This window comes from Streptomyces sp. MK37H (assembly GCF_018035285.1).
In the GTDB taxonomy this organism is placed as follows: Bacteria; Actinomycetota; Actinomycetes; order Streptomycetales; family Streptomycetaceae; genus Streptomyces; species Streptomyces endocoffeicus.
In genome coordinates this window covers 1-1,411 of the sequence record NZ_JAAAYH010000847.1, presented here as the reverse complement: position 1 = coordinate 1,411, position 1,411 = coordinate 1, and the positions used below count along the sequence as shown (strand labels likewise).

At 68.4% G+C, this 1,411-nt stretch carries 1 protein-coding gene; it reads left to right on the top strand.

The annotated features are described in order from the left end of the window. Nucleotides 1-57 precede the first annotated feature (57 nt). Complete coding sequence (locus GWI24_RS44360) at nucleotides 58-1,287, top strand: IS701 family transposase (protein WP_210951660.1); 1,230 nt, start codon at nucleotides 58-60, stop codon at nucleotides 1,285-1,287. The last annotated feature ends 124 nt before the right edge of the window (nucleotides 1,288-1,411 follow it).

Here is a 1,411-nt window from a genome sequence, read left to right as displayed (position 1 = left end):
CCTAGTAGTGCTTCGTTACGTCGGGTGATCTCGCTTGGTGGTGGGCATCTTCCTGGTATGAGGCTGGGGGAGGTGGAACGGCTCCGGGGCGAGTTATCGGAGTTCGTTGCCGATGTGTTCGGCTCGTTGCCGCGGCGGGATCAGCGGCGGTGGGGTGCCTGTTATCTGCGGGGACTAATGCTGGAGGGGCGGCGCAAGTCGATCCAGCCGATGGCCGAGCGGTTGCCGGACGGGAACATGCAGGCCCTGCAGCAGTTCGTGAACCAGTCGCCGTGGGAGTGGACGCCGGTGCGGCAGCGGATCGCCGAGCGGTTGTGCGAGGCGGTCCAGCCCGAGGTGTGGGTGGTCGACGACGTGTCGTTTCCCAAGTGCGGCACCGCTTCGGTGGGAGTGGCCCGGCAGTACTGCGGGGCGTTGGGCAAGCGGGCGAACTGTCAGGTCGCGGTCAGTGTGCACGCGGCCACTGACGCCGCCTCGTGCCCTTTGGAGTGGGAGCTGTTCCTGCCCGGGGAATGGGCGCACGACGATCGGAGGCGGCAGCGGGCCGGGGTGCCCGAGGAGGTCGGGCATGTGCCCAAGACCCGCCTGGCCCTGGGTCTGCTGGACCGGCTGGCAGCGCAGGGTCTGGAGGTGCCGGTGATCGTGGCGGATGCCGGCTACGGCCGCAGCGTGGCCTTCCGGCTTGCCCTGGAAGAGCGCGGCTTCTCCTACGTCATGGCTGTGGATCCCAAGGAGATCGCCCGCCCGGCCACGGCCGAGCCGTATCAGCCCGCTTACGGCGGTCTCGGACCGCCGACGCTGCCCCGCTACCGCGAACCGGCCCGACCTCTGGCCACGTTCGTCGAGGTTGACACGCGCTTTGAGGACGTCGTCTGGCGGCAGGGCAGCAAAGGCGTGATGACCTCGCGTTTTGCCGTGTTTGAGGTGAGGCCGTCGGGCAAGGAGGCTTGCCGCGCGGCCCAGGAACAGGCCGGCGGACGCAGCCGGTGGAACGGGGTATTGCCCGTGAAGACGTTGCTGGTCGAGCAGCCCGCAGACGCGGTCGAGCCAACCGGCTACTGGGTGACCGACCTGCCCGCCGACACTCCCATCGCCGACCTGGTGCGGTGGGCGAAGATGCGCTGGCGGATCGAGCACGACTACCGCGAACTCAAGCACGGCCTGGGCCTGGACCACTTCGAGGGCCGCACCTGGCGCGGCTGGCACCACCACGTCACCCTTGTCACCGCCGCCCAGGCATTCCTCACCCTGCGGCGGCTCGACCCAAAAGCACCCACGCCGGCCTGACCCTCTACCAGGTACTGGACGCGCTCCAGGACCTGCTGAGGTGCTGGACCGGCACCTGCACCACCTGCGGCCGACCACTCACCACAAACAGAACCAGAGCCAGAACCTAACGAAGCACTACTAG

What these genes read in the sequence shown, in the direction of transcription:
- GWI24_RS44360 (WP_210951660.1), top strand. Translation starts at nt 58, where the DNA reads ATGAGGCTGGGGGAGGTGGAACGGCTCCGGGGCGAGTTATCGGAGTTC.